This is a genomic window from Sulfitobacter sp. AS59, from assembly GCF_038899995.1.
Classification (GTDB): domain Bacteria; phylum Pseudomonadota; class Alphaproteobacteria; order Rhodobacterales; family Rhodobacteraceae; genus Sulfitobacter.
This window is the reverse complement of record NZ_JBBMQK010000004.1, coordinates 440,572-452,596: the sequence shown is the minus strand read 5'-3', so window position 1 is coordinate 452,596 and position 12,025 is coordinate 440,572. Positions and strand designations below refer to the sequence as shown.

At 57.1% G+C, this 12,025-nt stretch carries 14 protein-coding genes; 10 read left to right on the top strand and 4 right to left on the bottom strand.

The genetic code is table 11. The features are described 5' to 3' along the window. Positions 1-23: 23 nt before the first annotated feature. Positions 24-1,256, bottom strand: coding sequence for a tryptophan synthase subunit beta (gene trpB, locus WNY39_RS12305; protein WP_341233360.1), 1,233 nt, complete (start codon positions 1,254-1,256; stop codon positions 24-26). A 160-nt stretch (positions 1,257-1,416) separates the two neighbouring features. Further along, positions 1,417-3,345 carry an AsmA family protein gene (locus WNY39_RS12300; protein ID WP_342845802.1) on the bottom strand — a complete coding sequence of 643 codons (1,929 nt, stop codon included), beginning with the start codon at positions 3,343-3,345 and terminating at the stop codon, positions 1,417-1,419. A 64-nt stretch (positions 3,346-3,409) separates the two neighbouring features. Here WNY39_RS12300 and rimO point away from each other — a divergent pair, with 64 nt between their 5' ends. From rimO to WNY39_RS12285, 3 genes are all read left to right on the top strand, one after another. Further along, entirely contained in the window at positions 3,410-4,780 is a 1,371-nt protein-coding gene (gene rimO, locus WNY39_RS12295; protein WP_342845801.1) for a 30S ribosomal protein S12 methylthiotransferase RimO, read from the top strand. Beyond that, the gene (locus tag WNY39_RS12290; protein WP_342845800.1) at positions 4,777-5,496 is read left to right on the top strand and encodes a DUF5677 domain-containing protein; all 720 of its coding nucleotides are present in this window, start codon (positions 4,777-4,779) and stop codon (positions 5,494-5,496) included. The genes rimO and WNY39_RS12290 overlap by 4 nt, the downstream gene beginning before the upstream one ends. A 204-nt stretch (positions 5,497-5,700) precedes the next feature. Continuing rightward, positions 5,701-6,069 carry a hypothetical protein gene (locus WNY39_RS12285; protein WP_342845799.1) on the top strand — a complete coding sequence of 123 codons (369 nt, stop codon included), beginning with the start codon at positions 5,701-5,703 and terminating at the stop codon, positions 6,067-6,069. Between the two features lie 223 nt (positions 6,070-6,292). On the opposite strand, the gene WNY39_RS12280 is transcribed toward WNY39_RS12285, so the two are convergent. After that, on the bottom strand, positions 6,293-6,652 hold the full coding sequence (locus tag WNY39_RS12280; protein ID WP_342845798.1) for a YigZ family protein: 360 nt from the start codon (positions 6,650-6,652) through the stop codon (positions 6,293-6,295). A 5-nt stretch (positions 6,653-6,657) separates the two neighbouring features. Continuing rightward, entirely contained in the window at positions 6,658-7,368 is a 711-nt protein-coding gene (locus WNY39_RS12275) for a M48 family metallopeptidase (protein WP_342845797.1), read from the bottom strand. Positions 7,369-7,496: 128 nt separating this feature from the next. On the opposite strand from WNY39_RS12275, the gene WNY39_RS12270 reads away from it, so the two are divergent. The 7 genes from WNY39_RS12270 to WNY39_RS12240 all read left to right on the top strand — a co-directional run bounded on the left by WNY39_RS12270 (position 7,497) and on the right by WNY39_RS12240 (position 12,025). Continuing rightward, positions 7,497-7,733 carry a hypothetical protein gene (locus WNY39_RS12270; RefSeq protein WP_219578860.1) on the top strand — a complete coding sequence of 79 codons (237 nt, stop codon included), beginning with the start codon at positions 7,497-7,499 and terminating at the stop codon, positions 7,731-7,733. A 14-nt stretch (positions 7,734-7,747) separates the two neighbouring features. Then, positions 7,748-8,614 (top strand): branched-chain amino acid aminotransferase, encoded by an 867-nt coding sequence (locus WNY39_RS12265; RefSeq protein WP_342845796.1) that lies wholly within the window; start codon positions 7,748-7,750, stop codon positions 8,612-8,614. Between the two features lie 84 nt (positions 8,615-8,698). Continuing rightward, positions 8,699-9,157 (top strand): universal stress protein, encoded by a 459-nt coding sequence (locus WNY39_RS12260; RefSeq protein WP_341233352.1) that lies wholly within the window; start codon positions 8,699-8,701, stop codon positions 9,155-9,157. A gap of 110 nt (positions 9,158-9,267) precedes the next feature. Then, complete coding sequence (locus WNY39_RS12255; protein WP_219578863.1) at positions 9,268-9,828, top strand: NifU family protein; 561 nt, start codon at positions 9,268-9,270, stop codon at positions 9,826-9,828. After that, positions 9,821-10,477 (top strand): tRNA (adenosine(37)-N6)-threonylcarbamoyltransferase complex dimerization subunit type 1 TsaB, encoded by a 657-nt coding sequence (tsaB, locus tag WNY39_RS12250; protein WP_342845795.1) that lies wholly within the window; start codon positions 9,821-9,823, stop codon positions 10,475-10,477. The genes WNY39_RS12255 and tsaB overlap by 8 nt, the downstream gene beginning before the upstream one ends. 11 nt (positions 10,478-10,488) lie before the next feature. Next, positions 10,489-10,902: an N-acetyltransferase gene (locus tag WNY39_RS12245; protein WP_342845794.1), complete on the top strand. Its 414-nt coding sequence runs from the start codon at positions 10,489-10,491 to the stop codon at positions 10,900-10,902. Positions 10,903-11,029: 127 nt separating this feature from the next. Continuing rightward, positions 11,030-12,025: a BMP family ABC transporter substrate-binding protein gene (locus tag WNY39_RS12240; protein ID WP_342845793.1), complete on the top strand. Its 996-nt coding sequence runs from the start codon at positions 11,030-11,032 to the stop codon at positions 12,023-12,025.

The following is a 12,025-nucleotide window of genomic DNA, read 5'->3' as shown; positions in this document are numbered from 1 at the left end:
AACCGCATCCTAGCGATTGTCGTTTAGGCAAATTCGCCCATTTCAAATTTCAACGCCTTGGCGACGGTAAAGATGTCTTTGTCGCCGCGCCCACACATGTTCATGCAGATGATATGATCCTTCGGCAGCTCTGGCGCGATCTTCATCACATGGGCTAGGGCGTGCGAGGGCTCGAGCGCCGGAATAATCCCCTCAAGCTTGCAGCTTAGTTGGAACGCTTCCAAGGCTTCGACGTCGGTGATCGACACGTATTGCGCGCGGCCGATATCATGCAGCCACGAATGCTCTGGCCCGATACCGGGGTAATCAAGACCAGCAGAGATCGAGAACCCTTCAAGGATCTGCCCGTCGTCATCTTGCAACAGATAGGTGCGGTTGCCGTGCAACACGCCCGGACGTCCGCCAGTCAGGGATGCGCAATGCTCCATCTTGTCATTCACGCCTTTACCGCCCGCTTCGACACCGATGATATTGACCTGCTTGTCGTCTAGGAACGGATAGAACAGGCCCATGGCGTTTGACCCACCGCCAATCGCCGCAATCAGCGTATCGGGCAGACGGTCTTCGGCCTCCATCATCTGTTCGCGCACTTCCTTGCCGATGATGCTTTGGAAATCGCGCACCATGGCGGGGTACGGGTGCGGGCCTGCGACAGTGCCGATGCAGTAGAATGTATCGCGGACGTTGGTCACCCAGTCACGCAAGGCGTCGTTCATCGCGTCTTTGAGCGTGCCCCGGCCAGATGTGACCGGAATAACCTCGGCCCCAAGCAACCGCATGCGGAACACGTTTGGTGCCTGACGTTCAACGTCATGCGCACCCATATAGACCACGCATTGCAGGCCGAACTTGGCGCAGACTGTTGCCGTCGCCACGCCGTGCTGACCGGCACCGGTTTCGGCAATAATGCGCTTTTTACCCATGCGACGGGCAAGGATGATCTGGCCCAGCACGTTGTTGATCTTATGCGCGCCGGTGTGGTTCAGCTCGTCGCGCTTCATATAGACCTTGGCACCACCTAGGTGGTCGGTCAGACGCTCGGCGAAATACAAGGGGCTGGGACGGCCAACATAGTGCTTCCACAGGAAATCCATTTCGGCCCAGAAACTCTCGTCGGTCTTGGCCTTTTCATACTGCTCTTCCAGCTCAAGAATAAGCGGCATCAGGGTTTCAGAAACGAAACGCCCGCCGAAATCGCCAAACCGTCCGTTTTCGTCTGGTCCGGTCATAAAAGAGTTGAAAAGTTCATTGGCCATGAGGTGCTCCTTGCGCTTCGCATAGCCATAACGCCCCAGCTGGGGCAGGTAAAGACGGGGTGATGCAGACGTCCAAGGCTGTGCGCTACAACAGCTAAAGCCGCGCGCGGAAAATTCAAATTTTCCGGTGCGGAATTTTTGAAAATTCCGGCACCTACCGCTAATCGAATATCTTGAATAACTCGCGTTTCAGCTTGTCTTCGACGCGGTCTTTCACAGCATCTTCAACCGATTGCCCGTCTTCGCGCGTAACGCCCAGCTCCTCTTGCAGCTTATCCTCCAGCTTTTGCTGCGCTTTCGCTTTCTCGGCTGCAAAGTTCAAATCAATTGCCGCCTGTAAATCGGGTTTGATTTGCGGGGACGCCCAAGGCCCGACAATGCGCACGGGAATGGCCAGCCCCCGATCTTTGTTCACGCGCAATGCTTTCGGCGTGACCGTATAATCGATGGTCTGCGCGCCAATCCCCACCTTGCCTATCCCCGTCGCGGTAAAGTTTGGCAACAGCATCACCAGATCGTCGTTGTTCAACACGCCCTGATTCATCGTGAAAGTTGCAGCAAGGGAATCAAAGACCGTTGTCCCGCCTTTGACATCGAAATTGCCCATCAACGCGTCCAGATCGATCCCTTCGATACTGCCGCGCCCGACGTTGACCGCACCGTTCCCGCTAAGCGACCGCATAATGGCATCAATCGATTGCCCTGCGCCCAAAAACGACAGGTCGGCATCACCTGTCCCCTTGAAACGGGACAGGCCCGCCGCTTGGTCCAGCATGGGCTGCATCTGAATACCGCGTGCGGCCAACGTGCCGCCGACAGACAGGCCGCTGCGGTTGTTCACCACAAACTCACCACTGACGACACCGCCATAGGCATTAATCTCGCGCAGTTCGGCCACCATCCGCGCGTTGTCATTGCGCAGCAAGACCCGTGTGGGTCCCAGTGTCAGACGCCCCAGCTCAACGCCTTCGGCCCGCAGCGCGATTTCGCCGTTAAAGCCAGCCAAACCAGATGCATCAATCCGCGAGGTCGACCAGCCAGCCTGTGCCGATGTCGCGGCCGCGCCCGTAGCATCCCCACTTCCCGCCAGTCCGGCCAAGTTCAACACACCTGTGGTCAGCTGAGCGTTGATATTTGGTATGCCATTCAACGTTATGTCTGCGGCACCGCGCAACGTGTTGCCCCCCAAATCGGCAGTCATCTCGCGCAGGGCAAGACGACGATCCGGGGTTAGCGTCAGTTGCAACCTCACATCAGCACTGCGCCCCAACCCTTGTGGCAGCGCAACTGTCCCGGCCCCAAGCGACGCCAAGAACCGCGCCGTATCCGGCGATTTCACAACCAAATCGCCTGCAACGGAACCGTTCAGGCCAGCCCGTCCGTTCAAGGTAAAACCGCCGCCTTTGGTATCCAGCCGCGCCGCCATCGGGCGGACATCCCCGTTCAGGAATTGATCAAAGCGAGAGATATCGGCCTGCACCGCCACACGTTCACCCGCAGGGCGCAGCGCCGCGTTAATCACCGCATCACCGGCACGCTCCGGCCAGTCCAAAGACAGATCAACGCCCTCGTAACGGACCAGATCGGCCCCTTCCGCATCATAGATCAACGTGGCGTCCGTGATATTCAGCCGCTGGATCGTCAAGGGGCGCGGGGTGCTGGCTGGGGCGGCTGGCGTTGCTTCGATCTGCGCCGCACCGCCACCATCGGTGAATTGCCAACTCGCGCGCCCGTCTTTGCGGTGCTCCAGCCGGATCGTCGGGCTTTGCGCATCGATGTTGGTAATCTTGATCTCGCCACGGATCAGCGACCACGCATCAACGCCAATCGCGGCATTGGCGGCAGACAGCATCGCACCGTCCTTGGCCCAAGATGCATTGCCAACCTCAAGCCCGTCCGCGCTGACCCCAAGGACAGGCCAAAAGGTGATCCCGACATCGCCGGTGATTTTCACATCGCGGCCCGTCAGATTGCGAAGTTGATCCGCCGCGATCCGGGCGATCCTGTCGGCGGGCAGCAAAAACAAAGACCCCACCGCCACCACCACAATCAGCAAGACCACGCCGATCAGCCTGATAATCCATTTCATAACCCGTCTCCTTGCCCAAAGCTGGGCCTTTCGCAGACCCTTTGCATGGCTTATAGCGCATTTCATGAGCACAAACCCACCCAATCTGCGCCCTGATCTTGCCCCTAAGGCAAAAATCAGCAACCCGTCCCGCCCCGGCCAGCCGACCATCGGCATGGTATCGCTGGGCTGCCCCAAAGCATTGGTCGATTCCGAACGCATCCTGACCCGCCTGCGCGCAGAAGGCTACGGCGTTTCGCCCGACTATTCCGGCGCGGATGCGGTGATTGTGAACACCTGCGGGTTTCTGGATTCCGCCAAGGCCGAAAGCCTGGATGCCATTGGCGAGGCGCTCAAGGAAAATGGCCGCGTGATTGTGACAGGGTGCTTGGGGGCAGAGCCCGATTACATCCGCGAACACCATCCACGTATTCTGGCGGTCACCGGGCCGCATCAATATGAACAGGTCTTGGATGCCGTGCACAGCGCCGTGCCGCCCTCGCCCGATCCGTTTATCGATCTGCTGCCCGCCCAAGCCGTCAGCCTGACACCGCGCCACTACAGCTATCTGAAAATTTCCGAAGGCTGTAACCACAAATGCAAGTTCTGCATCATCCCCGACATGCGTGGCCGCCTGCAATCGCGCCCCGCCCATGCGGTGATGCGCGAGGCTGAAAAGCTGGTTCAAAGCGGCGTGAAAGAGCTGTTGGTGATCTCGCAGGATACCTCGGCCTATGGCGTTGATATCAAACATGCTGAAGATCGCGGCCACCGCGCCCATATCACCGATCTGGCGCGCGATCTGGGTTCGCTTGGCGCGTGGATACGCCTGCACTACGTCTATCCCTATCCGCATGTGCGCAACCTGATCCCGCTGATGGCCGAAGGTCTGGTGCTGCCCTATCTGGATATCCCGTTCCAACACGCGCATCCTGATGTGCTGAAACGCATGGCCCGCCCCGCCGCCGCCGCCAAAACGCTGGACGAAATCGCCGCCTGGCGCGACACCTGCCCCGACATCACCCTGCGGTCGACATTTATCGTGGGCTATCCGGGCGAGACCGAATCCGAATTCCAAACCCTGCTGGATTGGCTGGACGAGGCGCAATTGGATCGGGTCGGGTGCTTTCAATACGAAAACGTCGATGGCGCGCGATCAAACGCGCTGCCAGATCATGTGCCGGACGAGGTCAAACAAGACCGCTGGAACCGGTTTATGGAGAAAGCGCAAGCCATCTCCGAGGCCAAGCTGGAGGCCAAAGTCGGTCGCCGGATGGATGTGATTGTCGACGAGATCGACGCCGACGCCGCCACCTGCCGCACCAAGGCTGACGCGCCCGAGATCGACGGGAACCTGTTTATTGACGAAGGTTTCGAGGGGCTGTCGGTCGGCGACATCGTCACGGTCGAGGTCGAGGAAGCGGGCGAGTATGATCTATGGGGTCGGGTTGTTTGAGTGACGACTACCATCGGAGAAGATCTGAGAGCTTGTCGAGGCTGACAGAAGAGATTGGGGAAGCCATCAATGTTGGAGAGCAATGCAAGCTAGATAAGGACAGTTTTCAACATCAGCTAGTTATTGGCTGTTTTCTGGCTGTTACCGAAATCTCAGACAGCATCCGTATTCTCCTAGAGCAAGACAAAGCATATGACTCACAAATTTTATTGCGGTCTGTCCTAGAAGTACTTGTAAGGCTTCACGCATTTGCTGATTTTGAGGATTGCGTAAATCGAGAGCGCCGAGAATTTGCCGAAGGAACACTAAAGACCTTGAAGCACGCCAAGAATGGCAACCCCTACTACTCCCAGATTGCTAAAATGCAAAACCTTGAAGAAGATATTTCTGAGCTGGAAGTACAAATAGAACGCTATAGAAATGATGGTGTAGCAAAACAGCTCAATTTAGCTGATTTGTCTAAGAAAACGGGTTTCACCGACGAATACAATGCAATCTATAGTCAGCTGTCCGCTTTACCTCATGGCACTTATGCTGGCGTCATCAGGAGAAATCTTGTGGTCGATCGGGCTGCCGATAGCTTTTATGTTGCATCGTTTCATAGGGCTTCAATCGAAGACTTTGAGATAATTGCAAATCAAACAGCCGACTGGGTTATACGCGCTAGGTCCGTGCTAACTAGGTTTCTAAAACACTCGCATATTCAACAACCATAATGATCGATTGATATTTGCACGGACGTTATCGACGTCCTTACAGATGTTCTCCCCCATCATCGGCCAAAAATAGCTCATGTAGTTGAACGCCCCCTAAACACCCCTAAATACACCCCGCAATGCAAGGTACTCACACACACATCTTGCAAATGTTCCGTTAATGTTCTATGTATGTTCCATAATAGAATGCAGGGGGCTTCCCGAATGTCCTACCAACCTCAATTTCCCGGATTGTTTTCCCCTGAACAGGGGGCCGTGCCGGCGCATCATCATCATGATGACGGCCATGCTTTGCCTGCCACGCCAAAGCAGATGCAATATGCCACGTCGCTGGCCGCAAAAACGGGTGCGAGCCTGCCCGAAGGGATAGGCGCGGATCGGGTGGCTTTGTCGGCGTGGATCGACAGCCATAAGCCAAAACCGCTTGAGGGGCGATTTGCCAATTATCCGTCGTCCAAACAGGTGGCTTTTGCCGAACGGATTGCACGGGTCAAACGGCGCGATATTCCGCAGGAATGCTTTCGCGATAAAACCATGATGTCGCGCTGGATTGACGGTAATAAACCGCGCTGACGTTTTTGGTGGGTCGGGCTCATTCGCGCAGCTCGCGACGCCCACGCATCCAAAATATCTTGGATTGGGCATGGCGTACCCGCATAGCATCGCTGAAACTGTTGCAGATGGCACCATTCACGCTGTCGGATTGGGCTTTGCCATCCAGTTATGCCGGTTCAGCACGCAATCTGGCATGTCTTTGTTTTGATCGCGTCGATGTGCCTTTTCGCCGCGATTTGGATCAGCGCGTGATCACGTCGTCCAAATAGGCGCGCACGCAGGTCTGGACGTGGCGAAACCGGTCGCCGCCCAGATGTTTGCCCCCATACCACCGCGTCACGACAATCAGATGATCAAACAACCCTTCGCGTTCCAGCATTCGGACAATGACCATCCCCGCGCCGGATTCGCCATCGTCGCCCTTGAGCGGGCCACCGTCAGACAGCAAGACCGCCCATGTATTATGCGTGGCCTTGGCATAGGATTTGTTACGTTTGAGGTCTTTTAACGCGGCATCAACGGCGGCACGGTCTGTTGCCGCCACACCCGATACCGCGTATTTCGACCCCCGGTCCGTCAGGATTTGGCCAAGCTGATGCAAACCGCCTAAAGCCCCGCAGCGGTGCGGCGAACGGTATCAAGACGCGAGGCGTTGGGCGGATGGGTGCCCAAAAATCTGTCGCCGGGATCGGGAATACGGGTAAAGAACTCGGCACCGCGCAACGGGTTATAGCCGGCACGTGCCGTGATCACGGTGCCAAGGGCGTCGGCCTCAAGCTCAAAATCTTTGGAATAGGTCCGCGCGCCGACCTGCGCGCCCAACCGCTGCGCTGTTTCAACCGCCGATGCGTCCCCGCCGCTTAGCGTGGCCAAACCCGCGAAAATAACCGCCCCCGCGACGGCATTTTGCTGCTGGCGCGCAATGTGGCCTGAAATGTGATGGGCGGCCTCATGCCCCAGAACAAAGGCAAGCTCGTCCTCGTTACGCGCGTCATCGAGCAGCGCCAATGTGAACGCGATCACAGGACGGCCGGCGCGGTCTTCGGTTTGGTAAGCGTTGGCGGGCTGATCCGGGCGGTCGTCCACAACAATGTTGAAATCACAATTGATGCCCGATGTACGCGCGCGGCATTCACGCTCTGCCACGGGTTCGACGGTTTGAATAACACGTAAAAAACTGCGCGCCGACTGGGACGTGGACAGGTTGGATTCTTGCGACTGTCCGCCGGGCTGCTGCGTGACTGGCCCAGTATTTATCACCGGTTCACACGCCGCGACCAAAGCCATAACGCCAAGCAGACCAAAAAACCTAATCATATACCGGCAATTCCTTGTGACCTTGTACGAAACACTCTTGATCCGCCTGTTTAATGTGGCGAGACCCCATTGAACATACAACGCGGGCACGCTCTTGCAATGATCCGCCGAAAGAATATTGTGCGCCCATGTTTACCATTGAACACGAATTTGATGCGAGTGTGATCACCTTGGTCGACGAGGGGAAATCACCCTTGCGCGAAGATGTCACGGTGCAAGCCTTTGCAAGTGTTATTACATTTGAACAATGGGATGCACGCACCAACACCGTCAGTAAGATCAGCCTGTCGCCCGAACAATTGCGCGATCTGACCATTGCGCTGAACCTGCCCGAAGGCATCTATCGCACCGCCCCTAAACCCTGACCAAGGAATATCACATGGCCACCGGCACAAAGATCAAAACATATTATGACGGTGCCTGGCACGATGGAGATGTATCGGTCATCAAGGCCGCAGACCATGGTGCATGGCTGGGTACGACCGTGTTTGACGGCGCGCGTATGGTCGATGGCCTGACCCCTGATCTTGAGGCCCATTGCGCTCGGATCAACCGGTCTGCCAAGGCGTTGATGATCACCCCAACGGTTGAAACCGCCGATATGGTGGAAATGGTCCGTGAAGGGCTGAAAAGCTATGATAAAACCGATGCCATCTATATCCGTCCGATGTATTGGGCGCTCGCGGGGGATGAGCTGGGCATTGTCCCGCTAAAGGACGCGACCGGTTTCGCCATTTCGCTCGAGCAAATTCCAATGGCCCCGCCAGAGGCCGCAACGACGTTGACGCGCACCCGTTTCCGCCGTCCCGTGCTTGAGGATAATGTCGTGAACGCCAAGGCGGGCTGTCTGTATCCAAACAACGCCCGCATGATGGTCGAGGCCCGCGCCAAGGGCTTTGGCAATGCGCTGGTGGCGGATGCACTGGGCAATGTCGCCGAATCTGCCTCGGCCAACGCGTTCATGGTGAAAGACGGCGAAGTGTTTACCCCTATTCCCAACGGGACTTTCCTTGCCGGGATCACCCGCGCGCGTCACATTGCCAACATGCGCGCTGACGGGATCAAAGTGCACGAAACAGTCCTAAGCTTTGATGACTTCCACGCCGCAGACGAGGTATTTTTGTCCGGCAACATGATGAAAGTCACACCGGTCAAAGCCTTTGATGACACCCAATACCAAATCGGCCCGATCACCCGCCATGTCCGCGATATGTATTGGGATTGGGCCGCGACGGCACGCAACTGACCCGCGCCGTGAAAATCGCGATTGCCAGCGGCATGTGCAGGCGGCATGATTGCCAACGCCCCCAATGCCCAATCGGAGAAGACGATGCGTAAATTTATGGTGGTTCTCGATGACAGCCGCGAATGTCTGAACGCGATGCGGTTTGCTGCAATGCGTGCGTCAAAATCCGGCGGCGGGGTTGTTGTGCTGTCAGTCATTCCACCGGATGAGTTTAACCACTGGATCGGCGTTGCCGAGGTTATGCGCGAAGAGGCCCGCGAGCGGATCGAAGTGCATTTCGAAGTCTTTGCCAAATGGATGCGCGACCGGCTGAATGTCGATCCTGAACTGGTGATCCGCGAAGGCGTTATCGTGGACGAGATTATCGCCCAGCTTGCCGATGACCCCGATGTGGGCGTTTTGGTTCTGGGCGCGGGGACGGATAAAAAATCAGGCCCCGGCCCGCTGGTCACGCAGTTATCGCGCAACGCTGGCAGCCTGCCCATCCCGATCACAATCGTGCCGGGTGATCTAAGCAAGGAGCGTTTAGAGGCGATTACCTAAGATCGCGCACCTCTAAATCATCGAGCCAACGCTTTTTAGAATCGTTCCAAACCTTGACTTGGGGCGCTTCAACCCGCATATCAAAGACAACCCGTTGTCAGGAGCATGTCATGTTTATTCAGACCGAATCCACGCCGAACCCCGCCACGCTGAAATTCTTGCCCGGTCAGACCGTGCTGGAAATGGGCACGGCTGATTTCCCCGCGCCCGAAGCCGCCAGCGCGTCGCCACTCGCCACGCGTTTGTTCGCCGTTGAAGGCGTGACAGGCGTGTTTTTCGGCACCGATTTTGTGACCGTGACCAAACTTGATTCCGTTGAATGGGATCACCTGAAGCCCGCGCTTTTGGGTGCTATCATGGAACATTTCCAATCGGGTCAGCCCGTCATGGAAACCGGCCACGAACACGCCTCCGGTCACGCCGAGCACACTGGCGAAGACGGCGCTATTGTTGGCCAGATCAAGGAACTGCTGGACAGCCGCGTGCGCCCTGCCGTTGCCCAAGATGGCGGCGACATCACCTTTCATGGGTTCGAACGCGGTGTGGTTTATCTGCACATGCAAGGTGCCTGCGCTGGATGCCCGTCTTCGACTTTGACGTTGAAAATGGGGATCGAAAACCTGTTGCGCCACTACATCCCAGAAGTAACCGAGGTACGCCCGGTTGCCTAAGACGCCGCTTATACTGGCGTTTGACACATCGGCCGCACATTGTGCGGCCGCTTTGCTGTCGGGCGATCAGATCGTGGCAAGCATCCTCGAACCCATGGCCAAGGGGCAGGGCGAACGGCTGCTGGGGCTTTGCGGCGACGTGCTGGAACAGGCCGGGGTCACATATCAGGATTTGACCGCGATTGGCGTCGGGATCGGGCCTGGAAATTTCACGGGCATCCGCATTTCGGTTTCAGCCGCGCGCGGTCTGGCCTTGGGGCTGGGCATCCCTGCAATCGGGGTATCCCAGCTCGAGGCGTTGGCCCATGGCACCGATGATGTGGTGATCGCCAGCGTGGATGCCCGCCAAGACAAGATGTTCGTTCAGGTTTTTGGCACGCTGGATGATCGCCCGCCCACGATGTGCAGTCTTGATGAACTGCCGATGATCCCCACGCGGGCCGATCCAAAATGCATTGGATATCAGGCCGACATGATCGCGACGCTCACGAACGGCACGGTTTGCGAACCCCAGATGCCGCTGGCCGATGCCATCGCGCATATTGCGGCCAGCCGCGCGTCCCATGACAACCCGCGCCCTGCCCCGCTGTACCTGCGCCCCGCTGACGCTGCCCCCGCACGCGATGCACCACCCACCATTTTACCGTGACCCCAGATCAGATGGCACAAATCCACGCGGCGGCCTTTCTGCGTGATCGCGCTTGGAATGCGGCCGAGATTGCCGATCTTCTTGCGTCGCCTTTTGTGACAGCTTTTCACGAGGCAGGCGGCTTTGCCCTGACGCGGCTGGTCGCGGGCGAGACCGAGCTGCTGACGATTGCCGTCGATCCCGCGTTTCAGAATCGGGGCATCGGGCGACGCTTGATGCACAAATGGCTGGCCTGCGATGCGGACACTGCGTTTCTTGAGGTGGCCGCCGATAACACCCCCGCCATCGCCCTTTACGAAAGCCTCGGCTTTGATCGGACCAGCACAAGACCACGCTATTATGCGCGTAAAGATGGTGCATTCATTGATGCTTTGATCCTCTCAAAGGACTTAACGCATGGTAAATCAGTGGATTCTGGCCCCTAAACCTGAGAATCCGGTTGACCCCAGCCACCCGCTAAGCAGTATCGTGTATCTGATCGACGGGCGCGCGCCCGCGACCGGGTAAGGCCCTACGCCAAACCCCAACACAACAAAAACTGGGAGACGATCCATGACCCTAATGACCAAACTGCTTGGTGCCGCTGCTGTCACCGCCCTTGGCGCTGGTGCCGCACTGGCCGAGCCTGCATTGATTTTCGACCTTGGCGGCAAGTTCGACAAATCCTTTAACGAAGCAGCTTTCTCTGGCGCACAGCGTTGGGCCGAAGAAACAGGCGAGACATTCCGCGAAATCGAATTGCAATCCGAAGCACAGCGCGAGCAAGCGTTGCGTCGTTTCGCCGAAGCGGGTTCAAACCCGATTGTCATGACCGGCTTTGCTTTTGGTGACGCGCTTGGCCAAGTTGCTGGCGATTACCCTGACACCGACTTTGTCATCATCGACATGGTCGTTGACGCGCCAAACGTACGTTCGGTTGTCTTCAACGAACACGAAGGTTCGTATCTGGTTGGTATGATGGCCGCGATGGCATCTGAATCCAACACTGTCGGCTTTATCGGCGGCATGGATATCCCGTTGATCCGCAAATTCGCCTGTGGCTATGCCCAAGGCGTATTGGCAGCCAACCCTGACGCGACCGTTATTTCCAACATGACCGGCACCACACCTTCCGCTTGGAATGACCCGGTAAAAGGCTCCGAGCTGACCAAAGCACAAATCAGCCAAGGCGCTGACGTGGTTTATGCTGCTGCTGGCGGCACCGGCGTTGGTGTTCTGCAAACAGCCGCAGACGAAGGTATCTTGTCCATCGGTGTGGACAGCAACCAAAACTACATGCACCCGGGCAAGGTTCTGACATCCATGCTGAAACGCGTTGATAACGCTGTCTACCAAGCCATGGCAGATGGCCCCGGCATGGAAAAAGGCTTTAACGTGATGGGCATCGCCAATGGCGGCGTCGGTTATGCGATGGACGAATATAACAAAGATATCGTTTCTGCCGACATGCAAGCCGTGGTCGATGAGGCATCTGCGCAAATCGCAGACGGCACATTGGTGGTCCACGACTATATGTCCGACGACAGCTGCCCCGTTCTGGACTTCTGA